This window comes from Shewanella sp. MEBiC00475, assembly GCF_005234075.1.
GTDB classification, from domain to species: Bacteria; Pseudomonadota; Gammaproteobacteria; order Enterobacterales; family Shewanellaceae; genus Shewanella; species Shewanella polaris.
Genome location: NZ_CP039928.1, coordinates 2858513 through 2881252 on the forward strand (window position 1 = coordinate 2858513; position 22740 = coordinate 2881252).

The 22740-nt window shown below is 40.0% G+C and carries 36 protein-coding genes; 26 read left to right on the plus strand and 10 right to left on the minus strand.

Features of this window, described 5'->3' with window-relative positions; all coding sequences use genetic code 11:
- Window positions 1-117: 117 nt before the first annotated feature.
- Window positions 118-1041 carry a hypothetical protein gene (locus FCN25_RS12670; protein ID WP_137225314.1) on the minus strand — a complete coding sequence of 308 codons (924 nt, stop codon included), beginning with the start codon at window positions 1039-1041 and terminating at the stop codon, window positions 118-120.
- A gap of 1359 nt (window positions 1042-2400) precedes the next feature.
- Between FCN25_RS12670 and FCN25_RS12675 the strand changes: the two genes are divergently transcribed.
- Window positions 2401-2706, plus strand: coding sequence for a hypothetical protein (locus tag FCN25_RS12675; protein WP_137225316.1), 306 nt, complete (start codon window positions 2401-2403; stop codon window positions 2704-2706).
- 239 nt (window positions 2707-2945) lie between these two features.
- Window positions 2946-3392 (plus strand): hypothetical protein, encoded by a 447-nt coding sequence (locus FCN25_RS12680; RefSeq protein WP_137225318.1) that lies wholly within the window; start codon window positions 2946-2948, stop codon window positions 3390-3392.
- 34 nt (window positions 3393-3426) lie between these two features.
- On the opposite strand, the gene FCN25_RS21265 is transcribed toward FCN25_RS12680, so the two are convergent.
- Genes FCN25_RS21265 through FCN25_RS12710 form a run of 8 tightly spaced genes read right to left on the minus strand, consistent with a single transcriptional unit; the run spans window position 3427 to window position 5464 of the window.
- Complete coding sequence (locus FCN25_RS21265) at window positions 3427-3549, minus strand: hypothetical protein (protein ID WP_302628585.1); 123 nt, start codon at window positions 3547-3549, stop codon at window positions 3427-3429.
- The gene (locus FCN25_RS12685; RefSeq protein WP_137225320.1) at window positions 3546-3806 is read right to left on the minus strand and encodes a hypothetical protein; all 261 of its coding nucleotides are present in this window, start codon (window positions 3804-3806) and stop codon (window positions 3546-3548) included. Before FCN25_RS12685 ends, FCN25_RS21265 begins: the two co-directional genes overlap by 4 nt.
- Before the next feature lie 12 nt (window positions 3807-3818).
- The gene (locus FCN25_RS12690; protein ID WP_137225322.1) at window positions 3819-4091 is read right to left on the minus strand and encodes a hypothetical protein; all 273 of its coding nucleotides are present in this window, start codon (window positions 4089-4091) and stop codon (window positions 3819-3821) included.
- Window positions 4088-4351: a PapB/FocB family fimbrial expression transcriptional regulator gene (locus FCN25_RS12695; protein ID WP_137225324.1), complete on the minus strand. Its 264-nt coding sequence runs from the start codon at window positions 4349-4351 to the stop codon at window positions 4088-4090. Before FCN25_RS12695 ends, FCN25_RS12690 begins: the two co-directional genes overlap by 4 nt.
- 11 nt (window positions 4352-4362) lie before the next feature.
- Window positions 4363-4698 (minus strand): hypothetical protein, encoded by a 336-nt coding sequence (locus tag FCN25_RS12700; RefSeq protein WP_137225326.1) that lies wholly within the window; start codon window positions 4696-4698, stop codon window positions 4363-4365.
- A gap of 21 nt (window positions 4699-4719) precedes the next feature.
- Window positions 4720-4980, minus strand: a complete 261-nt coding sequence (locus tag FCN25_RS12705; protein ID WP_137225329.1) for a pyocin activator PrtN family protein — start codon at window positions 4978-4980, stop codon at window positions 4720-4722.
- On the minus strand, window positions 4977-5144 hold the full coding sequence (locus tag FCN25_RS20940) for a hypothetical protein (protein WP_175405867.1): 168 nt from the start codon (window positions 5142-5144) through the stop codon (window positions 4977-4979). The genes FCN25_RS12705 and FCN25_RS20940 overlap by 4 nt, the downstream gene beginning before the upstream one ends.
- Window positions 5141-5464: a hypothetical protein gene (locus FCN25_RS12710; protein WP_137225331.1), complete on the minus strand. Its 324-nt coding sequence runs from the start codon at window positions 5462-5464 to the stop codon at window positions 5141-5143. The genes FCN25_RS20940 and FCN25_RS12710 overlap by 4 nt, the downstream gene beginning before the upstream one ends.
- A 161-nt stretch (window positions 5465-5625) precedes the next feature.
- Between FCN25_RS12710 and FCN25_RS12715 the strand changes: the two genes are divergently transcribed.
- Window positions 5626-6042, plus strand: a complete 417-nt coding sequence (locus tag FCN25_RS12715; protein WP_137225333.1) for a DUF4124 domain-containing protein — start codon at window positions 5626-5628, stop codon at window positions 6040-6042.
- 18 nt (window positions 6043-6060) lie between these two features.
- Here the strand turns inward: FCN25_RS12715 and FCN25_RS12720 are convergent, their stop codons facing one another.
- On the minus strand, window positions 6061-6789 hold the full coding sequence (locus FCN25_RS12720) for a helix-turn-helix transcriptional regulator (protein ID WP_137225335.1): 729 nt from the start codon (window positions 6787-6789) through the stop codon (window positions 6061-6063).
- A 139-nt stretch (window positions 6790-6928) separates the two neighbouring features.
- Between FCN25_RS12720 and FCN25_RS12725 the strand changes: the two genes are divergently transcribed.
- From FCN25_RS12725 to FCN25_RS12830, 23 genes are all read left to right on the plus strand, one after another.
- Complete coding sequence (locus tag FCN25_RS12725) at window positions 6929-7135, plus strand: helix-turn-helix transcriptional regulator (protein WP_137225337.1); 207 nt, start codon at window positions 6929-6931, stop codon at window positions 7133-7135.
- A gap of 37 nt (window positions 7136-7172) precedes the next feature.
- The gene (locus tag FCN25_RS12730) at window positions 7173-7766 is read left to right on the plus strand and encodes a toxin YdaT family protein (protein WP_137225339.1); all 594 of its coding nucleotides are present in this window, start codon (window positions 7173-7175) and stop codon (window positions 7764-7766) included.
- Window positions 7767-7768: 2 nt separating this feature from the next.
- Window positions 7769-7972, plus strand: a complete 204-nt coding sequence (locus tag FCN25_RS12735) for a hypothetical protein (protein ID WP_137225341.1) — start codon at window positions 7769-7771, stop codon at window positions 7970-7972.
- 195 nt (window positions 7973-8167) lie between these two features.
- Window positions 8168-9094 (plus strand): replication protein, encoded by a 927-nt coding sequence (locus FCN25_RS12740; protein ID WP_137225343.1) that lies wholly within the window; start codon window positions 8168-8170, stop codon window positions 9092-9094.
- A complete protein-coding gene (locus FCN25_RS12745; protein ID WP_137225345.1) occupies window positions 9094-9837 on the plus strand; it encodes an ATP-binding protein in 744 nt (247 codons plus the stop codon). Before FCN25_RS12740 ends, FCN25_RS12745 begins: the two co-directional genes overlap by 1 nt.
- On the plus strand, window positions 9827-10048 hold the full coding sequence (locus tag FCN25_RS12750) for a hypothetical protein (protein WP_137225347.1): 222 nt from the start codon (window positions 9827-9829) through the stop codon (window positions 10046-10048). Before FCN25_RS12745 ends, FCN25_RS12750 begins: the two co-directional genes overlap by 11 nt.
- Window positions 10049-10050: 2 nt before the next feature.
- Window positions 10051-11310 carry a tyrosine-type recombinase/integrase gene (locus FCN25_RS12755; RefSeq protein ID WP_137225349.1) on the plus strand — a complete coding sequence of 420 codons (1260 nt, stop codon included), beginning with the start codon at window positions 10051-10053 and terminating at the stop codon, window positions 11308-11310.
- Window positions 11311-11337: 27 nt separating this feature from the next.
- Window positions 11338-11583, plus strand: a complete 246-nt coding sequence (locus FCN25_RS12760) for a helix-turn-helix transcriptional regulator (protein ID WP_254693638.1) — start codon at window positions 11338-11340, stop codon at window positions 11581-11583.
- The gene (locus FCN25_RS12765) at window positions 11570-11938 is read left to right on the plus strand and encodes a hypothetical protein (protein ID WP_137225351.1); all 369 of its coding nucleotides are present in this window, start codon (window positions 11570-11572) and stop codon (window positions 11936-11938) included. The genes FCN25_RS12760 and FCN25_RS12765 overlap by 14 nt, the downstream gene beginning before the upstream one ends.
- Window positions 11939-12013: 75 nt before the next feature.
- Entirely contained in the window at window positions 12014-12784 is a 771-nt protein-coding gene (locus FCN25_RS12770) for a phosphoribosyltransferase family protein (protein WP_175405868.1), read from the plus strand.
- An 860-nt stretch (window positions 12785-13644) separates the two neighbouring features.
- Window positions 13645-14190, plus strand: coding sequence for a hypothetical protein (locus tag FCN25_RS21010; RefSeq protein WP_217495309.1), 546 nt, complete (start codon window positions 13645-13647; stop codon window positions 14188-14190).
- A 109-nt stretch (window positions 14191-14299) separates the two neighbouring features.
- Window positions 14300-14731: a DUF2513 domain-containing protein gene (locus tag FCN25_RS12780; protein ID WP_137225355.1), complete on the plus strand. Its 432-nt coding sequence runs from the start codon at window positions 14300-14302 to the stop codon at window positions 14729-14731.
- A 273-nt stretch (window positions 14732-15004) separates the two neighbouring features.
- On the plus strand, window positions 15005-15808 hold the full coding sequence (locus FCN25_RS12785) for a hypothetical protein (protein ID WP_137225357.1): 804 nt from the start codon (window positions 15005-15007) through the stop codon (window positions 15806-15808).
- A 403-nt stretch (window positions 15809-16211) separates the two neighbouring features.
- Window positions 16212-16610 carry a hypothetical protein gene (locus FCN25_RS12790; RefSeq protein WP_137225359.1) on the plus strand — a complete coding sequence of 133 codons (399 nt, stop codon included), beginning with the start codon at window positions 16212-16214 and terminating at the stop codon, window positions 16608-16610.
- 289 nt (window positions 16611-16899) lie between these two features.
- Window positions 16900-17661: a hypothetical protein gene (locus tag FCN25_RS12795; RefSeq protein WP_137225361.1), complete on the plus strand. Its 762-nt coding sequence runs from the start codon at window positions 16900-16902 to the stop codon at window positions 17659-17661.
- Window positions 17662-18112: 451 nt separating this feature from the next.
- Window positions 18113-18454, plus strand: coding sequence for a DUF4406 domain-containing protein (locus FCN25_RS12800; RefSeq protein WP_137225363.1), 342 nt, complete (start codon window positions 18113-18115; stop codon window positions 18452-18454).
- A 170-nt stretch (window positions 18455-18624) separates the two neighbouring features.
- Window positions 18625-19146 carry a lysozyme gene (locus FCN25_RS12805; protein ID WP_137225365.1) on the plus strand — a complete coding sequence of 174 codons (522 nt, stop codon included), beginning with the start codon at window positions 18625-18627 and terminating at the stop codon, window positions 19144-19146.
- A gap of 29 nt (window positions 19147-19175) precedes the next feature.
- The gene (locus FCN25_RS12810) at window positions 19176-19613 is read left to right on the plus strand and encodes a hypothetical protein (protein WP_137225367.1); all 438 of its coding nucleotides are present in this window, start codon (window positions 19176-19178) and stop codon (window positions 19611-19613) included.
- Window positions 19534-19767: a hypothetical protein gene (locus FCN25_RS20945; protein WP_217495310.1), complete on the plus strand. Its 234-nt coding sequence runs from the start codon at window positions 19534-19536 to the stop codon at window positions 19765-19767. Before FCN25_RS12810 ends, FCN25_RS20945 begins: the two co-directional genes overlap by 80 nt.
- Window positions 19751-20035, plus strand: a complete 285-nt coding sequence (locus FCN25_RS12815) for an HP1 family phage holin (RefSeq protein WP_254693639.1) — start codon at window positions 19751-19753, stop codon at window positions 20033-20035. Before FCN25_RS20945 ends, FCN25_RS12815 begins: the two co-directional genes overlap by 17 nt.
- Window positions 20036-20038: 3 nt before the next feature.
- On the plus strand, window positions 20039-20572 hold the full coding sequence (locus FCN25_RS12820; protein ID WP_137225371.1) for a terminase small subunit: 534 nt from the start codon (window positions 20039-20041) through the stop codon (window positions 20570-20572).
- Window positions 20547-22529, plus strand: coding sequence for a phage terminase large subunit family protein (locus FCN25_RS12825; RefSeq protein WP_137225373.1), 1983 nt, complete (start codon window positions 20547-20549; stop codon window positions 22527-22529). Before FCN25_RS12820 ends, FCN25_RS12825 begins: the two co-directional genes overlap by 26 nt.
- Window positions 22529-22732 carry a hypothetical protein gene (locus tag FCN25_RS12830; RefSeq protein ID WP_137225375.1) on the plus strand — a complete coding sequence of 68 codons (204 nt, stop codon included), beginning with the start codon at window positions 22529-22531 and terminating at the stop codon, window positions 22730-22732. The genes FCN25_RS12825 and FCN25_RS12830 overlap by 1 nt, the downstream gene beginning before the upstream one ends.
- The last annotated feature ends 8 nt before the right edge of the window (window positions 22733-22740 follow it).

The following is a 22740-nucleotide window of genomic DNA, read 5'->3' on the forward strand; positions in this document are numbered from 1 at the left end:
CTCACCATAAAGTCGTCGATATTGATTGTCGTTTTCTTATGCAACACATAGCATATTGAATTGTGGCTCGACGGAAAGTTAAGTCCGTGGGGGGGGGGGTAGGCTTTAATGGTTGATTTAAAGATACTGACTACACAAGTCTGAAAAGTCACCTCTTGGGTTGAGAAGAAAATCATTGCCCACGATCGTCGTCATGTCTGATTCTGAAATAAATGGGTTATCGATTTTAAAAATGAGTCTTTGATTCAACTTACTTTTTATCAAATAAGTACAGTGATATTGATAAAATAACTGATCAAACTGACCACTCTCGATAATTCTCTGAAGACCAACTTGTATTCTCTGGGCTAACCTAGGCTTGTCCGGTGACACATAATAATATGTCGCCAACGGAATATTGAGCATAAGATGTTCATCAACAACTAACTCGGGATAATGCTGTTTAAATAGTTCAATTTCTTGAAAAACCTCATTAACACCACGTCCAAAGGTGATAAAACGTTCCTTGGATAACATATTAAATAAACTATTATATTCATTACTTTCTACAACCTTAAATCCCGCTTTTTGCATGGCAACTTTAGTAGACCATTGGCTACCAGAGCCGGTATTAAGAGAGGTTAACTGCGCTAATGTGGTGATATTGGCTAATGTCGCTGCATTTTCCTGTTTAATAATAAAAATCCTAAACCCCTGAATGCCTTTTCGAATGGGGATTTTTATTGGTATAAGCTGTTCATCCCACTCTAACTTTGAGGCTTCAGCGATAATATTGATAGTGTGGCCATCTTTTAATGCCCTGAATGTACGATTGCGGCTCATTATCATACTGGACACTGTTAAAGATGCTTCGCCAAAATCAACTTTTGTTGCTTCAATCACTAATGCTAAAAGGTCATAGGGGTATTGATACCGATTATCCAATTCGGATTCTGAGTTATTAATAATAAATTGATCATTTGCGTAAGCGGCGGGGACGTTAGTTAATACTCCAAATAATAGTAGGTTGAATAACAAAAAAAAGCGCTTTAAATCATCCATAAATCAGCTCATTACAATATAAAAATGTATTTGGAGTGCGCTTATTTTGGCCTGAGGATTTCTGACCAATACTAAAAAAAACACCTGTGTGAACATATTTACAATAGTTTGGCTTTATATGAGTATCAACCTTTTAATAGAAGTTCTCTGATCAATGTAACAAAAGGCATACTAAAGCTAGACTCACGAATAGATACACTTGAACGCACTTTTTCATTGTGCCGATGCAGGGGGCGTTTAGTTTATTTAAGTTATTGATTTTAAATTAAATGACTGAGATAAGGATTCTAGCTGACAATTTCACTTTTTGGCTGTGGTTTTGGATAACAGTAAATTGAGAGTAATTGAGCTTAATCGCCATTGTTTGATCTTTCCTTAAATCAGTAGACACTTGTTTCTCAATGACGGGTTAATGATATAATTACTCACTATTTAGGACTGTCCAGTCGTATTAAGCTGATTTATGACTTCTTTACTGGCTCCTTGTGCAACAACGAATACCCAAAATGCACCTCATACGGTGCATCAATACCGCAAATGATGAGTATAAATAATTCAGTGAATACAACGCCAAAGCTAGCTACACCAATAGATACGGTAGATCGCACCTTTTCCATAGCGCCCATGCTGGATAGGTTTGATTTTTAGTTAAGTTATTGATATTTATAAGTCTGTAATTGTTGTGGTTCCCTATAGGTTCCCCGTGTATATTTTTTTGCTTTAGGTTCCCCCAATTGCTTTTGTTCTGTTTGTATCTCTTTTTGGCAAAACTCCTCTTTCTTAACTCCTTAAATTCTCCTGAGAACGACTTGACCTCCTAAAAATATTTTCACTGAAAATTCAAAAAATAGAATTAATTGATTGTTATTTGAGCGGTTGAACATGTTTTATTAATTATTTTCAGTGTTGATGAATATTTCTCAAATTCTACTTTTCCCCCCCAGTTTTGTTGAATACTTCTGAGCGTGGTTTATTCATCTAGAACAACAATAAAAGGCGATTTTTGGCCACTTAATGTTGTAGAACATTTTTGAAAGCCTATCCAGAGTTATTGAATAACTTTAAACCTATTACAGTGTTATTCAAATATTTTAAACATATCTGATTAGTATATTTTTTACTTATTTATCATTACCTTGCTGTTGTGTGGTGGGTTGCGGATATGATTTTAATAAGTTAGATTATTTTCACTGAAAACATAATTTGATGCGAAAAAATCGAAAAAATCTTAATTTGTTGCTAATAGCAAGTTTCAGATTGTTGCGAAAAAATTTAGATGTATTCTTAAAAGTAAGCCTCGAGTGCACTAACACCCGAGGCTCAGAAAAATCACCTTAATTTGAGTAGAGGAAATCTTTCATGATTAGTTTAGAGCAGTTGACGGGCATAGAGCAAATAGATCGAATGTTACCATTTCTACGTTATGACAATAATGGGATGAATTTTTGGTGTTTACCCAATGCTCTCGATTATGAAAATGCGGTTTCCATTGGTGGGCATATGGGAATGCGTTATTGTTGGGTTGTTCGCCAATATCCAGATCTTGCCGTTCAGTTAAGCGATGTACTGTTATCAATCGATTTAAGGCATGAGAATAATAAAGGGTATTTAATTGGTTTTGCCTATTCTCTTGATAATTTACTTAGAAAGGGTGGTACTGGTTAATTAATCTGTGTTTTAGTGTGCCGGTTGACGCAGCTTCATTTACTTAAAAACGCTTTCTTTCTGCAATAAAAACTTAAAGTTGGGTGTAATCACTTATAAAGGCCTTGCGTGCATTAGTTAAGAAAGGCAAATGGAGTTAATAAAAATAGAAGATACTTTTATTTTTAAGAAGTTGATCAATGTATGTGTCTGATACATAGGTAGTATATTGAGATGTTAAATTTTTAGTTAGGATTGATATGTTTAATAAACTAATTTTAGTAATAACCATAATGTTGTTTTTGTCATTCGCTGTAACAGAAACAGTAACAGCAACAGAAGCAGAACCAAACAATGTTGGGTGTGCCCGACTCGGTGCTTTATTTAGTTTAGCTTATGTTAATTCTTTGGCGAAAACAGTAGAAGGCACGGAAATTTATAACGGTATTATACAGGCTCTTGGAAGCTCTTCGGGTGATGCTTTTGCGAGTAATGTTAATCAATTTATTTCCAATGTAGGTTTGTTGGGTTGGAATGATGAACTATTGAATTCAGTTGTGTTTTATTCTTGTGCGAACCCTCCTTATAATTTTCTCTCGGATATTAACGTAGGGAAACATTTTAAAGTGTGTAACGAGGTTGAATCCGATGAGATAAATCAGTGTGTTGCTGATATTGTTAATAGGTTGGGATCACAACAGAATTAGGCTTTTTTTATTTTGTGTAAATACAACGCCGAAATTATATGTGCTGTAGTGGCCAATAATTGTTGACCATTAAACTTCCTTGCTGTTGGTCGTGCATAAGTGTGAAGAACGGTGCAGATAGCTTAACTACGCCTTGTTTAGTGCTGAACGTGTTCATGTAGCCTCTTTAGTATTTTTTATTGTGTGACATGGCAATCTCACTTGATGATATTGATATGAGTGCGTAATCGTTCTGCCAATACCTTTTGCCAGGTTTGTTAGGCCATTGCCCAATGCTTGCCAGTAAAGGCAATCAAGTGCACCAAGTGACATGGCTACTTTAATTTGATCACCGCTTTTTATCTTCAATGGCAATCCAATTTTTTGGGCGCGATAGTGTCCGAGAAGATGCTGAAATGCCGCTTTAGTTTTCATTTATGCTATTCCTTAACAGTTATCGTATATGCCATGGTCAATACAGATTTGATGCATTTTAGGTATGGCGGTATAAGTCCATACATCACCGCAATCTCTATTAAACTGTCTGATATACTTTTGACCAGGTTTAATTTTGAAGCCGTTTTTTTTAGCTTTGGCGATAGTTCTTAGCTCTGAAAACGTAAACTTGAAATCACCATAACTATTCATTACCCATTCGCTAGCCATACAATCATGTTGCTTTCTGGCTACTGGCATTGTTTCGCTGACGACTTCCATCATGCCACCTTGCTTGGTTTGAACTTGGCCCAGTCGATTTCTTTGATTTGTTCAACCGTGAATGCCACTTGCTCTAATCGCGCTATTGCCCGTGATAAATTGCTTTTTTTAACGTTGTTTCGAATAGCTGCGACCGTGTCTTGGTGGCCTGTGACGAAGTGGTCATTTAATGCGGCCACTATGTCGGGTGATTCAATGTTGGTGAGTTGCAATAGCAGCTGCAGGCGTTCAAGGCTTTCGCCGCCTTGGATTAGGTATTTCATGCTAATTCCTCTCAACATATGTAAGTCGCCCATTCCAAAACTTCTTTTTTAGTTTTAGGGTTAATGGTTCCTGTTGGTTTTCGGTATCTAATTTCTATATCGCGACACATTTCTTGTGCTTTTGTTAACTCTGAATACTGCTTAGCCAAGCTTGGGGTCGATAAGCTGTGACTTAACTTTTGTGGCTTCATCTTTTTAAAGAGTTCTTCACGGGTGATTATCAGTTTTTGTTGATATTCATCAGGTGTTAATTCACGTTTGTTTGGATATGAATTCACGAATTTGCTGCACTTTTTATCTGCTGCTTTTTTCACTAATGTTTCACTTACTCCAAATACAAAAAACATAGATACCCCCAACTAATATGTCTAAGCCGATTTAGGGCTGTGGATATGGTCTATTTTTGCCTTATCTCGGCAGTCGTCTAGGTACTGACCTAAGTCGCTTAGATTGACCAGCCAAGGCGCCTTATTGCTGCCTGTTGCGCGGTAAGCTGGCACCGGTAACGAACCCACTTTGGCTTGGTGCTTGGCTGTGCTGGGCAATAGGCCGAAATACTCTTGGCAAATAAGATCTAGTGGCACTACTGCTTTGTTAAATTGCGCCATGAGTAAAAATGCTGTGTTCATTTTGCGTCCTTGGCATCGAGTTGGATGCGCTGTTGTAACTGTTGCTTAGCGCGTTGCCAGCCTTTGATTATCCGGTCCATGACGCAAGCCTCTTGCGGATAATTACGTTTAATGTCTTCGCACTTGGCTATTTCACGATCGCAGTATTCGGTTGCTGCGCTCATACACTTGTCCTTAGTTGGGATACTGTGCCGCTTTGATGAAGAGGCGTGTTGCGCCATAGCGTGATGCGACCAGTGTTGTGGTTGTATCGCATGGCTAATTCGCTACCAATTTCACCTGCTCGGTCTTCAAACTGTTTAATGAATAGCAGGCTTGGGTTGCATGCCATGAGTTGGCACTCAAGTTTTGCGATGCGCTGTTGCACTCGTGGGCATTCCATTGGGTCTTGTTTGGTAGTGAGCAAACAGGCAAAACGAATGCTGACAAGGTGGAAGTGTTCAGCGCGTTCTTTGTCTGTTGTTGGGGTGTTTGTCAGTATCATTTTGCCGTCCTCGGTTATTGGGTACGGCTTAATAATCACAAATCGTGTTTATTGTGTCAACACAATTCGTGTTTATTTTTGTGTTTGATTTTGTACTTTTTGTTTTAGGTGATCTAAAGGTTTGATACTGGTATAAATAAGGACTGAACTAAGGAGGGTTTATGAATCATATTTTAAAGGGGGTATTGCTAGTGTGTTTAGCGTTCCTTATGGATGCTAATGCTGAAATTTACAAGTGTGATGTAGAAGGGAAGCTTGTGATGCAGGATGTACCATGTCCTGAAGGCGTAAACCAACATACTGTCGATGTAGTGATACAAAATGACAACTCAAAAAAATATAATAGTTATGAGCCTGAACCTTATAATCCAAGCGAGTTTAATGAATGGGAAAATAATCTTATAGAGAATAAGCAGGTTGCTGTTGGTATGCGTGTTAGAGCGTTACGATTTAGCTGGGGCTACCCTAAAAAAATAAATCGTTCAGCATATGGTCCTGAACAATGGGTTTTTGGGGATGGTGCTTATATGCGATACGCCTATATTAAAGATGGAATAGTTGTAAATTGGCAGGATTAGATTATTTTCCTTCCAAGTTTAAAGAAGCACTGAATACCAAAATACTTTGCCAATGACTTTTATTTGCTTTAGGTCATCACCTTCAAAGCGTTCGTCTGGCCATTCGTCTAAATTGAAGCTGCGTAGTCGTAAACCGCCACCTGGTAGTTTGTATAATGTTTTAATGCGTAACATACCATCGTGGTTGATTGCATACATTTTGCCATCAATTACGTTGGTTTGAGATGTGTCTACACCCACCGTTGAACCGTTAGGTAATACTGGTTCCATGCTGTTGCCACTGACGCGAACACATGCTGCGTTGGTTGGATCTACATGTGATTTGCGTAATGTAGATTTAGCAAAACGCAATTTAGGCCCATTAAAATGAGGCATTTCTACTATGCCTTGTCCTGCTGAGAGTTCTACTTCCATATAAAACGGTATCTCTACTTCATCATCATTGAGTGGGGTGCCACTATCCCAGAACTCAAAACCTGAAATACTGAAAGCCGCCTCATCTTGGTATTTTATGCTTGGGCTTTTACCATTTGGGAGCCCAAAAATAATCTCCGCTGGATCCACTTCTAACACTTTAGCCAATACTTCTGCGTCTGCCGGACTAACAGTTCGACTTCCCGCTTCGTAATTACCTACTCTTGATTGAGATTTCCACCCACAAAGCTCGGCCAGTTTAGCTTGGCTTTTAATTCCGGCTTTTATCCGCAAATGCTTTATGTGCTGCCCAACGCGATGGTTAAGACTCATGATTTTACCTACTCGTTTAAGTCGAAACGTACTTTGTTGATATTACCACAAACTGTGATTATTTATTTTTCATTTTGTGTTTACTTTTAAACACGATTTGTGTTTAATGGTGTTGTTGTATTTTCTCTTGAGGGATTTCATGAACCACATTGCACGATACAGAAAAGCTGCAAACTTGACTCAAAAAGCGCTTGGTGAATGCATAGGTGTTTCGCAAGGCGCTGTTGGTAATTATGAGTTGGGGCAACGGAGTGTTGATTTGAATACGGGTTGGAAAATTATTAACGCATTTAATTTACACAACGTTAAATGCAATTTCAGTGATGTTTTTCCAAACCCGAAATAACGTTTAAGTAAGAATATAAAAATAGAGGGATAAAAGCATGAAACAAAGATCACGTTTAGATTTATTGATGAAAGCCATTAATACGTGGCTTGAGTTACCCAAAGTCAGCCGTTCGGCGTTGGCAACTGCGGTGGTGCAAGCGGTTGATGAGTTAAAGCTGGCAACGGTTTTGGCTAAAGAAGGCGTTGCGTTTACCTATTCGGATGATATTTACAACGATGCTCGAGTGAATGCGCAAAAGATTTTCCGTTGGCTTGGGCAGTACGCTGACCAAAACGCGGTACCTGAGCGCTTGTTTTATGTTGAGCAGGCGATATTGGCAGCTATGCCAGTTGAGCTACGCATTGGGTATTTAAACGATGTTTACGGCATGGTTGGCGTGACAGTTGTTGTTGACCATGTGAGTGATGCTATGTCGTTGAGTGCAGATGACATGGCGGCAACGTTAACTAAAGAAAATTGCGATGCACAGGTGGCTGTTATCCGTTTAGGGATTAACCCAAGCCGTCATAAAGTTGAAACCGCATACCGTGAACTACGTGAATCACGCGGGGTAACGTCAATGTCTATTGATGTGCTTGAACGCCATTATCCGTACTTATCGGATTCAAACCTTAAGTCGGTCGGTTAGCTATGGCAGATAACGTTGATGATGCTAACAAAATTGCTGAACTGCATTTAACCAGTGAATTGACCAAGGCGAAACCGATTTTACCGCCATTAACTGGACGTTGTTTTTATTGCGAGTCACCGACGGTTGAACGCTTTTGTGATGCAGATTGTCGTGATGATTATGAACGCCTACAGCGTAGTGTGTTAATGCGTAAGCGGGGTTGATATGTGGTCATTTATGTTGGGTTGGTTGGTTTTAGCAGTGATTTTAGCTATTGGGTTTTGTTTTATGTTTAAAGGGGCAGGCAATGACTCAGTTAAGTGATAACACTGTTCTTTTAAATGAAACACCGATAGTTAGGAAATAAGAAACCCCGCTTAAGTTTGGCGACTGGTCGGGGTTAATACCGTAGAGGTTTGATGATGTTACAAAAATATACAGATAACGTCAATGATGGCGAAAATAGCAACATCGTGCCGTTTAGGTCTGTTGTTGATGCTGGTTTAGTTAACTGCAGTAAACAGGGGGCTATTGTGAAGGCTGATTTAGATGATGGTTATTTAAGGCTGTCTAATACGCTCGTTGATACCCTTTGTTTAACTAAGCTTAGTGATAGAGAAAGCCGTGTTTTGTTTTCAATCATGCGTCGTACATACGGCTTTGGTAAGCATGTTGATTGGATTTCGTATAGCCAGATTGAGGAAATGACTGCGATTGACCCTAATAATGTTTCTCGTGTTGTTGGTTCATTAATAAAGCGCAACATTCTGTTAAAAGAAGGCAAGAAAATAGGCGTTAACGCTGTGGTGTCTGATTGGTTAAACAAACCGCTAAGCAATAAAACTGTCAATCTAGACAGTAAACAGGGAATGTCTAAACCGACAGTAAAACCTGTCAGTTTAGACTCTGATACTGTCAGTTTAGACAGTAAAACCTGTCAATCTAGACCCCCACAAAAGAAAGACATTAATACAAAAGAAAGACAAAAAGATATATGTGCTAAATCTTCATTTAATGCGTTTTTTAAGCAATACCCAAATCACAGAAAAGGCGGTTCGGATTCATCAGCCTGGACAGCATGGAAATCTGAAAAACTAACAGAGCAGGATTGTGAAGCTGCAATTGGTTGGTTAACTCAAGCTGCGCAAAGAGACTCAAGCTGGGGTGTTAGTGCGAACGGCCAGTTTGTATTGGGCATCACTAAATTTATCCGTAATAAAACATGGTTAACCCCGTTACCCGCTCCAGCGACCAACAACCCGCGTAAATGTTTACAGATTCCGGTTCATAACGAGCAGGTAAACGAGTATTCCGACTATGCCGACGATTTTAATATGGAGATTTAATGATGCTAACCATGAACTCTGAGTTATCGAAACTGCTAACCCGTTTAAATGCCCCTGTTGGTGTGCAGCCTGCAACTCGTGAACATATTGCTGAATTAAAACGTAAGTCGGAAGCTGCCGCTTACAAAGACCATATTGCCCGAAAAACAAAGAGGCTTATGGATTTGACAGGCTTGAACACTCACTTTTTGTCTTGTCATTTTGATAATTACATTTGTGAACGTAAAGACCAATTTGAGGCGGTTGAGAAAGCTAAGCGTTATTGCGAAAAGTTTACTGAGTATTCGGCTGTCGCTAAGGGTTTTTTGTTTAGTGGCACATCGGGAACGGGTAAGAATCATTTGGCTAGTGCAATGGTTAATGATCTGGTTGCAAAAAACCATTTTGTTGTGTTGCTGAGCGTGATGGATTTGTTGGCCAAGGTACGTCAAAGCTATAAGGAACCGTCGATTTCAGAAGATAAATTAATAAACGATTTTCTAAGACCTGATTTATTGATTATTGACGAGCTTGGTTTGCAGCGCGGCAGTGTTGACGAGGTGTTATGGCTAACTCGAATTATTGATAAAAGACTTTATGCCAAGAAGCCGACTTCGTTTATCACCAATCTTAAAAAGTCTGAATTACAGGAATTACTAGGTGAACGTGCTTACGGGCGTGTTTTAGAGTCTGTTGGCGTGGGCGTTCTTTTTAGTTGGCCAAGTTATCGCGGTAAGCGAGTTGGAGGTTCTAATGAGCAATAAACCGTTAACCCAAAAAGAGCGCTTGTGTCGTGTTTTGAATGGTAATCGTTTTTTAACCCTGTATGAAATTCAGCAACAATGTTTTGAACGCTTTGGTGTTCATGATAGCGAAACCGCGTTAAGTGCCCGTTGGCGCGAGTTGCCGAGTTCGGTTAAGCAAAAGCGCCGCCGTGAAAAGTGCACCGCTTGGGAATATAGGTTGGTGGCCTGATTATGGCAAAGGCGGTATCTGGTGTTGAGGTTGGCAAGCTTAACGATGCGGCATTACGTCGTTGGTTACTCGCTGGTGTGATGCGTGATTATCGTGATCCGCAGTTTCCTGAAATTCGGTTACGTGCTGCAGCTGGACGAACGCGAGCGAGTGTTCATTTGGTTTTGAATGAAAACGGTAAGACGGTTTGGCAAAAGGTAGGCACTTGGCCAAGCATGTGCATTAAAACGTTATGTGCTGATTTGCCGGTGATGTTGGCTAAACGCAATGTTGGCGGCATGGTGACTGGCCAGTTTGATTCGGTTGGTGGTTTGCTCGAGTGGTACCAGGAGCATATTGCGACTAACACGACTTACAGCAAGAGTTGGCGCAGCAATGTTAAGTCGATGATCAAGTGTCATTTGCACCCGCGCTTGGCTGATGTTCGTTTGGTTAATGTGAGTTTTATTACGATTGACGGCAGCTTGGTTAAACCGATGTTGGTTGATGGGTTTTCACCTAAGTACATTCGCGAGGCGGTGAATAAGCTTAAGGCTGTGTTTGCTGCGGCTTCAAAGCTTCGTTTGATTAGTGCTAATCCGTTAGCCGGTTATCGAGTGACGTATTCAATTAAGGTTGCTGATGTGGTTGATACTCGCTTGTTTGAGTCTGATTTGGCTAAGTTGTTTGCTCAGTTAGCTGATGTGCCTATGCCTGTACAGATGTTGTTTTTGTTGATGATGATGTTTGGCACTCGCATTAACGAAACTCGTTTGGCTCGGTGGGAGCAGTTTACCGGTGATTATTGGGTGATCCCCGCAAGCAATGCCAAGAACAATCAAGAACATCGGGTGCCTATGACTGAGTCGGCTAAGGCGTTAATTCACCATTATCGCAAGTGGCAGTTGAAGCATGTTGGCAAGCGCTCGTTTTTGTTCCCTGGCAATGTTGGCCCTATTTCAATTCGTTGTGCTCATGATTGGCACACTCAAATCCGCTTTAAACATTTCACTAGTCATGATTTACGTCGATTGTTCAGGACCATTGTTGCTGACTTAGGTGTCGATACGATGATTGGTGAACGTTTGCTTAATCATGCCTTGCCTGTGTTGCTGCGTAAGTACGTTAAGTCAACGTTGGATAAGGGTATGAGCCAAGCGTTAGAGCAATATCATCAATATTTAATTTATCGTGGGTTTTCTTCTGTTGCGCCCGAGATATTGCCTAGATCGTCAGTGAAAAGTGAGAACGGTCAAACCCTGACTGCGAGTGGGTGGCTGTGATGATCACTGCATCATTATTAGTAGAATATGCAATTAGAGTTTTTTGGGGGCGAAATGGCGTTACGCGGGTTTGATTTTTTGAAAACAGGCAGGAATATTCGCGGGCTAACTCAGACCGAAGTGGCCGAGATTTATGGGGTAAGTGAACGGACTTATCAGCGTTGGGAACGGGGTGATGTGAGAGTGCCATTTGATGATGTTTCGGCAATATGCGCCCAGGTGTTTAAGTTAGGGATTGATGAAATAAGGGCAATGATTGATGGCGAAGATTAATGTGCAGCAGCTGCAGCATCAACAAGTGACGCTGAACATGAAGGCGTTGCGTCATGGGTTAACACGCTGGGGTAACTATTGGGCCTATCAAGAATATGGGCAAGGGTTCGCAAACCGAAGCCAGTGCGACAAGTTAGGTGAGGTGATTGTTTACGGCCGTTCGGCAATGGTTGAGATAACGCCCCCACGTGAAGTAAGGCAGTTCGATGTGATGATTGAGCGGTTATCACCACAATGTATACGGGCCATTAGGGCCCACTATATCTGCAAAGGGCAGTGGGCCTTGATGGGATTCGATAGCAAGAAGTCTTATGTCTATTGGTTGAGAAGGTCTGAGATAGTTATGTTGTACTAATCGATTAATTTTAATGACCTAATCCCGTTAATGTAGTTATAATAATCTATTGAATCATACATATGGATGTTCACATTGGGATTAGTCATAACTGGTAATTTAGTTACAGTCGATCATTCTATTGTAGATTGGATGTTGACTGATGTTGTTGGTAATCCCACTTTAGAAAACTTTGATGGACTGAATGTTCACGTTGTGTTTAAAAGAACACTTCCTGATGCAAAAAGCAGGAGGCTTAAGCGTAAAACCAAAAGTATACGAGGTGATAATTGTCCTATTATTTATGCATTGAAAGGGAAAGATGGGTTAATAACTAATTACACTAGCATTAAGCTTTTGAGTAATAGCTTCAATAGTATAACTATGGATATTACTAAACTCTATCATACCGAATATGACTTCATTGTCCCAATGCCATCATCTTCACCCTTAAGTACAATTATCGCAACTAGACTAGCAAAAATTTTTAAAGCTCCAATTTGTAATGATTACTTTAAAAAAATTACAATAGAAGATGCATATAAACTATTAGATCGGGCCGATTTATCTGTTGAAGATGAAAAGAGTCTCTCGTATCGATTAAAAAAGGCAAAGGAAGAGGTTGGTTTTTTTGGATCATTGCCAATGAAATCAATTCCAACCAAATATAGACAGGCATTTCCTCCTTTGGTTTATGATAAAGCTATGGCAGGAAAGTTCACTGATAAGAAAGTTTTGTTAGTTGATGATCTACTCGCAACAGGAACTACACTAAAGTGTGCTAGAGATCTACTTGTGGGAAATAACAGGCCTGAACTCGTCAAAGGGATCTGCCTTATTGGTTCTTTCGGTAAAGCTAAGAGATAGTGTTCATAACTGAAAACAGTTGACATTATTGACGGTATTGTCATAATGGATTTGTTAATTAAGAGTGTGCTTGAGTTTCCCCGCTCTATAAATCCAGACGAAACCCGCGTCGGCACCCATGCTAAAGGTCGGTTTGTAAAGAACGAGTATTTGGCAGGTTAGGCAGCGGCTAACCCTTCAACTGTAGTTGTCGTAGTATGTGATATAGCACAAAGGAGAGCATATGCTCTCCTTTGTGCTTTTTTATGGGTCCTTCTGGCTCGGTGCACTGCGGGGGGGGACAAGCGCAGTGCTTCACTACATATGAAAAATTTAGGGGGTTGTGTTGTTGTTTTATAGTCTTGATCACTGCTATTCAATTTCACCTAAAAAATAAACCTATTAAGTTAATGAATTAATGGTGTTTTACCCTACATTTGATGATGCACAATTTCACTCAACTTTTGATCGTCTCAAACCGCAACTTTTGATCGCTTAAATCTTTGTGTCCATAGCTTTAGTTTGCTGCTAAATATTTTGTGTCAGTCATTACTTCCCCCTTTACGTGACCTGCACTGTATTTATGTACAGTTATAATGAGTTTTGAGGGAATAATAAGAATATGTGAACAAAAAGCAGTCTAAAGGATTATGTTGAGAAAATAGGGCTGCTCTAATATATTGATATTATTTGGTTTATTTTTTTACATTTGATGTTGACACTTTTAACGTGCAATTTAATTTTTTTATTTGAGTGTAATAGCCATTAAATTGCTTTACTTCAAAGACATAGAAAACGTAGGATGATATTAATCAATAACTTAAACGGGCGGCTTTATCGGTCGAGCCGTTGAATAAGCTGTTAGTTACCAAAGGAAGCATATGCTAAATCTGCGAGTTTTATTTTTAGTCTTTGCATTTATAGGCTTTAGTGCTGAAGCCTTAGATAAGGGAAACCAATTGAATCAAGAACAATACATTCCCCCGATTATGCCTGAATATCCAGAATCATATGGTGATGTCATGAAGACATTAGCACCTTATTACCAAGAAGAACGCCCATTAGATTACTTTTTTGAACTCTACGTTATTAGCACTCTGAATAAATTACCTAAAAAATCGGAAGTGGCACTTAAAGAGTTCAATGATAAACATCCCAGCTTTTTTGAATCAACTAATGGTGACTGGAAATCTTATGTTAAAAAGCAGCTTCATTTATCAAATACAATTGAAGTAGCAATCTGGGATCTCTGGGTTCGTAACTCTATTAATGCAGAAAATAACGGCTGGGAATATCATCCTTGGCATTATGCTCAAAATTTTCTTGATAATTATACTGCCGAAGGTAGTAAAGTTGACATCTGGGAAGGTAATTCACTTGAACTAGCAAAACAAAGAATCTTAGAGTATCGTGCAAATGGTAACTAACAAGCTAATAAACAAGGACAAAAAACAGTTTGCTGTTTTCGTTCCTCAACATTTTAGCAAACAATTTTTTGCCTGTTATTAGGGCGTTATACAAACATGGAGAGTTTCGATGAAGATTGACCTTGAATTTTACAAATCGCTTTTTTCGGCATTTCTGGATTCAGAAAGTGCACATATTACATATGAAGATCTCATTGAATCAGGTGTGGAAGTCGGTGTTGAGGATAATCTGACTGAAAAGTTTATTTTTCATATGCAACTATGTATTGATAATGACCTTATAACAAATGAAAAACAAGAATGTTATAACCTCGAATCTCTTGGTATTGGCAGTAATAAAAATAATCGATACATCATAGATGTTCCTATGAGGCTCAGCCAAAAAGGGCATGATTTCGCAGTAACTCTTAATAATAAAGAAGTTTTTGAGAAACTTAAATCTGAGTTTAAGGACATGCCTTTTAAATCTATATTTGATGGCGGTCAAAAGCTATTAAATCATTTCTTGAAAAAGAAAATGGATACGTTATTGGAAGAGTAGCGTTAATTTTGTATAAAAAGGCACTTAAACGGAACTAAAACAGTAGGTTACGTTTCGCTTTGCTACACATTTTAACCCACTATTTTAGTCCGCTTAGTGCGGCGTTGAGGCTGTAGAATTACTCTTTTTTAAGAAAAATAGCCTGTTTTATGGGTTCCAAATGCATTATCTAATGCTTTAAAAATGCTTAGAGTTAATTACAGGAGCTCGTTATTTAATTGAATTTGGCTGTTGGAGTTATTCTACACCCTCGTTAGTTTGCCAAGGAAGATTATGCTTGTCCAAGTTGTAAAAGGTATTTCTGAGTTTAGTATTAATTTAAAAACACTAAGTTGTTCTTATTGTGACATTACCTACTCTAATCAACCGGTTGCATGGCTTTCGTGGATGTGCCCGCATATAACACTTGCAATCAGTGAGAATGAAAGTGTATTTAAAAATATACATCCTCAATTTACACCTTTTGTACCAGTTATTAAGCAACATGCTCAATCAAACACTGATTGTAATATGGCAAATATTGATAAAGTATTTAATTGTGATGAAGTTACGTTATTTACGAATCAATATCGTGCTGAAAATAGAGATCATGAATTCTTAAGAGTTTACATAAATGGTTCGATTTATACTATTTGGTTACCAGAGATGCAGTGGTGTTTTAACGGCGATATGGGAGAAACTCCTTTATCAGATAATGATAAATCAATCGCTGAAAAACATGTTTTTGAAAACATTAAGACGGGTTTATTTTATAATCTTAGAAATATCGAACTAAAAACCCCTGAAATTACTGAATGTACAAAGATAAATAAAAAAGGATTACGATTCGTAGGAGAAAGCACTGGAAAATCATTTAAAGTTACTGTGAATTACAAACAACCACTCGATAAGATAAGGTTGAACCTAAGTATATCCGGTTGGCATAATATAAGAGGATCTAAAGTTGTTTACTATGATGCAGAAAAACACATTTTAAAATTCAATCATAGGGCATTAGTAATATTTGAAAAAGCATTGCTAGATTGGTGTGAAATGATATCCATTATTTATGAAAAAGTGTCTAAAAAGTCAAACTGACAAAGCATTTAAACGAAATTAAAACAGTGGGTTACGTTTTGATTCGCTACACATTTTAACCCACAATTTTAGTCCGCTTAACGCGGCGTTGAACTAAGCCGCTGCGCGGAGCCAACAGATGCTTCAATTGAGTTTATAACCCTTATTGAATCAGCAAAGCTTAAAGATGTATGATAGAAAGATACGATGAAAAGGAATTTCAATGAAAAACTTACCCACTACTCAATACCAATTGACTCAAAACTGCTCTGTAGCCCATAGCCAGCATCAAAAAAAGCAAATTCCTACAGCATGAAGCATGCCAATTAATTTGAACTAGGCATCGGCCAAGTCCAACAAGCGATTTATGCCTTGCAAACTGCGCAACGCATAAATACTAAAACGTTAGGTGACAAGGAAAGTTATGTATAAGTTTCTACTCATAATGGTTATTACAATTTTTTCTAGTGCTTCTTATGCAATTAATGACTTTCATTGCACAGTTAAGGAGATCTATAAATTAGATGACTCTGGAAAACTGATAACAAAAGCAGGCTTTGTTACTCCTGATGTAGGTAGTAACTTTATTGTTAATCGACAATCTGGGCAAATAACAGGAAAAAAAATTACAAATACAATGTCTGGGGTTATGCCAAAAGTTTATGATGTATTACCTAAGGAAAATAGTTACAAAGCAATAACCATTTACCAATATACTGTCGATTATCTCGAGATCAACACTTACAACGAATCCACCCAAAAACCATTTTTATACAAAGGTGCTTTTGGTGAGGTTATCACTGGTGTATGTACGTTTCTGTAGTCACCTATCAAGAAATTAAACAAGGACAACAATGCTTCTTCGTCGCTTATTTTAGCCTATAATTGGTTGTCTATTAGCGAGGTATTACCTCTCTCTCCGATCTAACATGCTTGACATCTTTTACTATAGATGCATAATTGCTGAAGACTTTGCAGAAGAGTCTTCCCCTCGCAATGGATAAGGTTTTTCGAAATCATTCTGCTAAAAAGTAAATAATGACTAATTTTTCTTTAGACTGATTTGTTTTGAGCGAGGCAATACAAAATATTCAGATTGAAGGAAATTAAACATGACTGCAATTAAACACTCACCAACAAAAACTACTCTCCAAAAGATTAAAAAAGAGTCCAAAAGCCTTGATCCTAGCCTAGGTTCACTTCAAGCAAGACAAAATATTGTTGCACAGTCTTTTGGATATAATAGTTATCACGAATTCTTCGAAAAATATAAGAAAAATATCCATGTAGTATCAGATAATCCTTTTGATGGAATGGGTTGCTTTTCCGGAGAGTTAATTCTGGATGCTACTGAACAACAGAATAAGAAGCATAATATGACTGTTGTCAACGTAGAAGAATATGAAATAACACATAGATTTGAATTAAAGAATAACCTTTCTTCAAACAAATGCATCAAAATCTTCTGTGAAGAAATTGAACCACACATTCAAGATTATGCATCTCTCATATTCAAGGCTGTTGATAAGGAAAATGAAAAAAACTCATATAATGAATTCTTAGATTTAGTACCTAACTTCAATCTTAGGTCTGTCGATATTGTCATTGGCATTGATTTTCCAAAAGGTTTATCTCCTCAAGAAGAATTTAAATTTGCTGAAAAATGGTTTTTTGATGAGGGGAAAGGAGGACGAATTTGTTTATCTAATTTCCCTAACGATGGCCTAGTGCCAGTGAGTGCAGTTTCAAAGTTCTTAAGCATTATTCGAGCTGTTGCAGAACAATCATTTCAGCAAAAATGCTATGTTTTTTTTAGCACTATGCACCAAGATTTTAAGTGGAATGAGGCACAAGGAAAGAAACCTCTGCATTGATTAAGGATCCTAATTTGAGCTTGCAATAAAATCCAGGTGACGCCCTACGGCGCACCTGATTTAGGTGTTAATCTCATTCACTATAGTTAACACAATATGATTTCAGAGTGTTAAAGCCTAGTGGCTAACCCTTTTTGCCTATAAGTAAGTTGGCTGTAGATTATTGCACCAACTCTTATATGCGGAAACTCATTAAACCGATAACTTTTAAATTAAATCTAGAAATTATCGGTTTTACATACCACACAAATTCAATTCGCCCAACGCCATATGTGGCGTAAAACACGACACATATGGCGTGTTTGTGGTCCTTGAAACGGGGTATATTTATATAAGCTTGATACCACTGCGTAACTGGCTTTGCTTCCTCTCTCGTTTCTCTTTGCTTACATCCTCGCCGTTGGGCTCCTGTATTGGAGCCCATTTTTTTTGCATGTTATTTGGTGAACACATGATCCGTAAAAAGGTGTATATCGCTGGGCCAATGTCTGGTTTGCCAGATTGTAATCGGCACGCATTTAACTTGGCTGCACAAGTGCAAAAGTCGTTAACGCACATTGTGCTTAACCCAGCCACTTTGCCAGCGGGTTTGTCTGAACCAGAATACATGCAGATTGGGTTAACCATGTTGATGTGTGCCGACATGATTTACATGCTCGATGGTTGGGAACAATCTCACGGGGCTAGGGCTGAACATGCATTAGCGCACAAGCTTGGATTACACATTGTTTACCAGCAGGGCATTGATCATGAAATAGCATTAATTGGTTTGACGGGTGAAGAACACTTTTAGCCGTCATCGTGAATGCTCGCACGCTTAATCATTTTGAGCAGTTCGCTTTGCAACATAGTCAGCGAAAAGTTGCCGCGCTTTCACGTAAGTGATAACGGCATGACGTAGTTCGGGTTTGCGCCCCGTTAATGCACCAATAGCTATCAATACATTTATATTTGGAGATCACTATGGCTAAAAGAATGACAGTGGCAGGGCTTAGCCTTTCAGCTGCAGCCTTTATCGGTTTAGTTATTTCCGAAGGTTTTGCGCCAACCGCTACCATTCCCGTAAAAGGTGATCGGCCAACAGTCGGTTTTGGTTCTACTTATCATGCCAATGGTAGCCCCGTCACGTTGGGCGAGTCGGTTACTCCCGTTAATGCCCTTAAAATTGCTAAAGCGCATATCTCTAAAGATGAAACCCGATTTCGTAAAAGTTTAGCGGGTGCTGAGTTGTCGCAAGCTGAATATGATTTATATATCGATTGGCTGTATCAATATGGCATAGGTCGATGGCTCAAGTCACCAATGCGAACTCACTTGCTCGATGGCGAATATCGCCAAGCGTGTGATGCGTTGTTATTGCTGCAATATCGAACGGTTGCGGGTTATGACTGCTCAACACCCAATAATAAACGTTGTTACGGCGTGTGGACCCGAGCGCAAGACCGGCACAGGCAATGCGTTAACTCACTTGGAACGCCGCAATAAAAGCGGCGTTATTGTTTAAAGGACTTGTAATGTTTAACGACTTAAAAACCACAGTGCTGTTATGCATTGTCATCATTTTAGCCACGTTAATTGGTTTTGGCGCATTGGGTATGAACTCACTTAAAGCCAAGAACGCATCGTTAACGCATGACTTACTGCAATCGCAAGTGAGTGTCGAAGCACTATTAAGCAGCCACGACAACCAAGCTGCACGCATCAAAACGCTTGAACGTGATTACCGAGTAATTACCGAGCTTAATGCCGCGCATCGAAAACAGGTTATAGACTTGCAAGCAACACATGAAAGCCGAATCACTCAAGCCAATCTCATTAAGGACTCACCAGATGGACCGACAAAAGATTGGGCTAACGCTTTGTTGCCTACTGATGCTTTGCAGCTGCTCAAGCAAACCGATTGTCAAAGTGGTGACCCAAACCCAAACGGTGTATGTGTTGCCATCCCCTGATTGGTTAGTGCAATGCAGTACCCCTGATTTTGTTGGTACCACCAATATTGATTTACTTAAACACTCACTTACTCAAACTAATGCGCTAGCAACTTGTAATGCAAACATGCTGCGCCTACAAAAATGGCGGCAGCAATATGAGCATAACGACTGACCTAAGTGCAAAACTTACATCGTTATTGTCTTACATCGCCTCGTTTTTCACCGCAGCTGGCAGTTATGTGAACGATATGGATATTGGTGTTTTAGTTGGAGTATTGTGTGCCATTGCTACCGCACTGGTTAACTGGTTTTATCAGGCCCGTAAGAGCCAGCGTGAAAACCACATACAAACGTTGCAAGCACAATTGCTCACCAAACAATTGCAACACATTGAAGAAGAACGCTGCAGCCATGTGCTGGATGATATGCAACAGGACTAGCTAATGGCACGTATTCCTACACCCGAAGCCGAGCCAGTGCTACTGAACAAAACTGATCTTTGTAAAAGTTTGGGCATTAGTACCCAAGCGTTCGACAAGTGGGATGTGCCGATCACCAGCAAAAAAGGCCGTGAGTGCTTATACACCATGGCCGACGTGGTGGGCAATCGCGTAGCCAACGAGCGCAAAAAACATGTAAGCAATCCAACGCCTGATGATAACGACAAACCAAACATCGACTTTGAACGTTACCGCTTGACCAAAGCGCAAGCCGACGGCCAAGAGCTTAAAAACGAAAAAGACCGCAAAGAAGTGGTCGAGGTCATGTTTTGTTCGTTCGTACTTAGTCGCATAGCTGCGCAAATATCGCCAGTGCTGGACCAAATACACATTCGTGTAAAACGTAAATTCCCCGACATGCCAGAACGAACCATAGACGCTATTCGTGCAGAAGTAATTAAAAGCCAAAACACCGCCGCTGAACTGGCCAACGGCATTGAGGATTTATTAGATGAGTATATCAGCAGCACAGATTAATAATCTGAAAGCCGCTGTATCTGCTGGTCTTAAATCGTTTTATCGCCCACCTGTATTAACCTGTAGTGAATACGCCGATACACATTTTTATATGTCGTCGGAATCATCGTACACCGAAGGTAAATGGGAAAGCCTACCGTTTCAAATCGGTATATTAAATGCCATGGGTAACGACCAAATCACCACGCTGAACATTATGAAGTCTGCGCGTGTGGGTTACACCAAAATGCTGATGGCCAATGCGGGTTACAAGATAGAACACAAAAAACGTAACGTGTTGATATACCAGCCGCGTGACGGTGCCGCCAAAACGTTTATGAAAAAACACGTTGAAACGGCAATACGTGACATGCCGATTTGGAAAGCCTTAGCGCCGTGGATTGGTCGCAAACATAAAGACAGTACCTTAGAAGATAAAATTTTTACCAATGGTAAAACCTTAATGGTGCGGGGTGGTACTGCCGCGGCTAACTACCGTGAAATATCAACCGATGATGTTATTTACGATGAGTTAGCCGGTTTTGATGAGTCAATCGAACACGAAGGTAATGCCACATCGTTAGGTGACACCCGTGTTGAACTGTCGTTGTTTCCTAAATCGATACGGGGTTCAACGCCTAAAGTATTAGGTACCTGCCAAATTGAAAAGGCCTGTAGCGAAAGCCAGTACCAATTTAGATTTAACTTGCCATGCCCACATTGCGACGAACGGCAGCATTTAAAGTGGGGCGGTAAAACTGAACCCTTTGGTATTAAGTGGCAAGGCAGCGACCCAAAAACAGCTTATTACGTGTGCGAGCACTGCGGTTGCTGCATTGAAAACAATCAACTGCACGACATGGAAGAACACCCAAGCGCTTTATGGATATGCGATAAAACGGGCGTGTACACCTCAGACTTTATTTCGTTTTTCGACAAAGACGGCGACGACTTTTTAACACCCGAAAATATCTCGATTTACATCTGGTCGGCCTATAACACCCTTAACAGTTGGGCCAAGTTAGTTACCGAATTTTACAAAGCCAAAGGCGACAAAGAAAAGTTACAAACCTTTGTTAACACCAAATTGGGCCAGCCATGGGACAACGACAACGGCGAACGCATTGAGTGGGAAGACTTAGGCCGCAGGCGTGAAATGTACCCCAACGGCAAAATGCCCGATTGGGTTGTGTATGTCACCGCGGGTGTTGATACCCAAGACGACCGCTACGAAGGCCGCGTTTGGGGATGGGGGGCAGGTAAAGAGTGCGCCTTAATCGATAGGTTTATTGTGTATGGCGACCCAGCCAGCCAAGTGCTGCTCGATAAAGTCGCGCTGCGCTTAAACCAAAGTTACCCCCGTAACGACGGCATTGTGTTGAGCATTGGTACCACAGGATGGGACTCGGGCGGCCATTACACAGATACGGTTTACTCAATGAGTAAAAAGCTTGGTTTGTTCCGCGTGGTACCTGTTAAAGGTGCCAATACGTATGGCAAGCCAATCGCTAATTTCCCCCGTAAGCGGACCAACAAAGGCGTGTATTTAACAGAAGTGGGTACCGACAACGCCAAAGAGTTGATCATGTCCATGATGCGTACTCAACCCAGTGTTGATACTCGCACCGCTGGGGCAATTCATTTGCCTATGAACGACAACGTGTGTGATGACACCGAACTGCAACAGTTAACGTCTGAACGCAAAATGCCCACAAGGCGTGACGGCCGCATTGTTCACCGATGGGACGCAGGGGGTAGACGTAACGAAGCACTCGACTGTTTTGTGTATGCCTTGGCTGCACTGTATATCGCCATTGATAGATTCGGAATTAATCTCGAATCACTCAGTGAAGTGATAACAACCGACACCCAAAACGAAGCATCAACCGAAACATCCCCACAACCCAAAAAACCGAAAAAGAGCCAAGCCAATAACTGGTTAAATGGTGGTTCGGCTAAATCAGGAGGCTGGCTGTAATGTCAAAGCAACAAGCGGCAGACATGGTCGCGCTGTATATCGAAGCCGAAAAAGATGTACTAGCGGGTAAGTCCGTTAGCATCAACGGCAAAATGATGAGTACAGAAGACCTAGAACAAATTCGCAAAGGCCGCATTGAATGGCAGCGCACCCTAAGCATGTACACCCGCCCGCGGGGCACCACACTCGCCCGATTTAATTAGGAATCAAT

Coding starts and splice junctions, on each gene's coding strand:
- FCN25_RS12670 (WP_137225314.1), bottom strand. CDS start 1,041: ATGGATGATTTAAAGCGCTTTTTTTTGTTATTCAACCTACTATTATTT.
- FCN25_RS12675 (WP_137225316.1), top strand. CDS start 2,401: ATGATTAGTTTAGAGCAGTTGACGGGCATAGAGCAAATAGATCGAATG.
- FCN25_RS12680 (WP_137225318.1), top strand. CDS start 2,946: ATGTTTAATAAACTAATTTTAGTAATAACCATAATGTTGTTTTTGTCA.
- FCN25_RS21265 (WP_302628585.1), bottom strand. CDS start 3,549: ATGAACACGTTCAGCACTAAACAAGGCGTAGTTAAGCTATCTGCACCG.
- FCN25_RS12685 (WP_137225320.1), bottom strand. CDS start 3,806: ATGAAAACTAAAGCGGCATTTCAGCATCTTCTCGGACACTATCGCGCC.
- FCN25_RS12690 (WP_137225322.1), bottom strand. CDS start 4,091: ATGATGGAAGTCGTCAGCGAAACAATGCCAGTAGCCAGAAAGCAACAT.
- FCN25_RS12695 (WP_137225324.1), bottom strand. CDS start 4,351: ATGAAATACCTAATCCAAGGCGGCGAAAGCCTTGAACGCCTGCAGCTG.
- FCN25_RS12700 (WP_137225326.1), bottom strand. CDS start 4,698: ATGTTTTTTGTATTTGGAGTAAGTGAAACATTAGTGAAAAAAGCAGCA.
- FCN25_RS12705 (WP_137225329.1), bottom strand. CDS start 4,980: ATGAACACAGCATTTTTACTCATGGCGCAATTTAACAAAGCAGTAGTG.
- FCN25_RS20940 (WP_175405867.1), bottom strand. CDS start 5,144: ATGAGCGCAGCAACCGAATACTGCGATCGTGAAATAGCCAAGTGCGAA.
- FCN25_RS12710 (WP_137225331.1), bottom strand. CDS start 5,464: ATGATACTGACAAACACCCCAACAACAGACAAAGAACGCGCTGAACAC.
- FCN25_RS12715 (WP_137225333.1), top strand. CDS start 5,626: ATGAATCATATTTTAAAGGGGGTATTGCTAGTGTGTTTAGCGTTCCTT.
- FCN25_RS12720 (WP_137225335.1), bottom strand. CDS start 6,789: ATGAGTCTTAACCATCGCGTTGGGCAGCACATAAAGCATTTGCGGATA.
- FCN25_RS12725 (WP_137225337.1), top strand. CDS start 6,929: ATGAACCACATTGCACGATACAGAAAAGCTGCAAACTTGACTCAAAAA.
- FCN25_RS12730 (WP_137225339.1), top strand. CDS start 7,173: ATGAAACAAAGATCACGTTTAGATTTATTGATGAAAGCCATTAATACG.
- FCN25_RS12735 (WP_137225341.1), top strand. CDS start 7,769: ATGGCAGATAACGTTGATGATGCTAACAAAATTGCTGAACTGCATTTA.
- FCN25_RS12740 (WP_137225343.1), top strand. CDS start 8,168: ATGATGTTACAAAAATATACAGATAACGTCAATGATGGCGAAAATAGC.
- FCN25_RS12745 (WP_137225345.1), top strand. CDS start 9,094: ATGATGCTAACCATGAACTCTGAGTTATCGAAACTGCTAACCCGTTTA.
- FCN25_RS12750 (WP_137225347.1), top strand. CDS start 9,827: ATGAGCAATAAACCGTTAACCCAAAAAGAGCGCTTGTGTCGTGTTTTG.
- FCN25_RS12755 (WP_137225349.1), top strand. CDS start 10,051: ATGGCAAAGGCGGTATCTGGTGTTGAGGTTGGCAAGCTTAACGATGCG.
- FCN25_RS12760 (WP_254693638.1), top strand. CDS start 11,338: ATGCAATTAGAGTTTTTTGGGGGCGAAATGGCGTTACGCGGGTTTGAT.
- FCN25_RS12765 (WP_137225351.1), top strand. CDS start 11,570: ATGGCGAAGATTAATGTGCAGCAGCTGCAGCATCAACAAGTGACGCTG.
- FCN25_RS21010 (WP_217495309.1), top strand. CDS start 13,645: ATGCTAAATCTGCGAGTTTTATTTTTAGTCTTTGCATTTATAGGCTTT.
- FCN25_RS12780 (WP_137225355.1), top strand. CDS start 14,300: ATGAAGATTGACCTTGAATTTTACAAATCGCTTTTTTCGGCATTTCTG.
- FCN25_RS12785 (WP_137225357.1), top strand. CDS start 15,005: ATGCTTGTCCAAGTTGTAAAAGGTATTTCTGAGTTTAGTATTAATTTA.
- FCN25_RS12790 (WP_137225359.1), top strand. CDS start 16,212: ATGTATAAGTTTCTACTCATAATGGTTATTACAATTTTTTCTAGTGCT.
- FCN25_RS12795 (WP_137225361.1), top strand. CDS start 16,900: ATGACTGCAATTAAACACTCACCAACAAAAACTACTCTCCAAAAGATT.
- FCN25_RS12800 (WP_137225363.1), top strand. CDS start 18,113: ATGATCCGTAAAAAGGTGTATATCGCTGGGCCAATGTCTGGTTTGCCA.
- FCN25_RS12805 (WP_137225365.1), top strand. CDS start 18,625: ATGGCTAAAAGAATGACAGTGGCAGGGCTTAGCCTTTCAGCTGCAGCC.
- FCN25_RS12810 (WP_137225367.1), top strand. CDS start 19,176: ATGTTTAACGACTTAAAAACCACAGTGCTGTTATGCATTGTCATCATT.
- FCN25_RS20945 (WP_217495310.1), top strand. CDS start 19,534: ATGCTTTGCAGCTGCTCAAGCAAACCGATTGTCAAAGTGGTGACCCAA.
- FCN25_RS12815 (WP_254693639.1), top strand. CDS start 19,751: ATGAGCATAACGACTGACCTAAGTGCAAAACTTACATCGTTATTGTCT.
- FCN25_RS12820 (WP_137225371.1), top strand. CDS start 20,039: ATGGCACGTATTCCTACACCCGAAGCCGAGCCAGTGCTACTGAACAAA.
- FCN25_RS12825 (WP_137225373.1), top strand. CDS start 20,547: ATGAGTATATCAGCAGCACAGATTAATAATCTGAAAGCCGCTGTATCT.
- FCN25_RS12830 (WP_137225375.1), top strand. CDS start 22,529: ATGTCAAAGCAACAAGCGGCAGACATGGTCGCGCTGTATATCGAAGCC.